At 57.9% G+C, this 537-nt stretch carries 1 protein-coding gene; it reads left to right on the plus strand.

Features of this window, described 5'->3' with window-relative positions; genetic code table 11:
- A partial coding sequence (locus ACR0KW_RS24310; RefSeq protein WP_480807317.1) for a transmembrane anchor protein occupies positions 1 to 537 on the plus strand: 537 nt, incomplete at both ends.

Genomic DNA, 537 nt, shown 5'->3' on the forward strand with positions numbered 1-537 from the left:
CCAGCCTCGAAGAATTGCCAAGCTCGGCACAACTTCTGAAATCCACGATCATTGCCGCTGTGTCGGCCATCGTGATCCTGGTGACGATCGTGCTGCCGGCTGAATACGGAATCGACCCCACACGCATTGGTCGCGTGCTTGGCCTTGCAGAGATGGGAGAGATTAAATCCCAACTCGCAGCAGAGGCAGAAGCCGACAAAGCAAAGGAAACGGCGGGCGACGATCAGACAAGCCTGCTTGACGATGTCTTCGGCCTGTTTGTCGGAGCGGCCCATGCGCAAACTGAGACCCCTGAATGGACCGAGCAGTTCAATGTCGTCTTGACCCCCGGCGAAGGAACCGAGGTCAAACTGACAATGGAGGAAGGCGCCGAAGTCGAATTCCTGTGGGTTGCCGAAAACGGGGTCGTCAATTTCGACCTGCATGGCGACGCCCCCGGTGACAAGTTCATCAGCTATGAAAAGGGTCGTGGCCTGCCTCGGGACGAGGATGTGCTGAAAGCGGCCTTTACCGGCAAGCACGGCTGGTTCTGGCGCA

The sequence above is a fragment of the Ruegeria sp. CG11 genome (assembly GCF_056537245.1).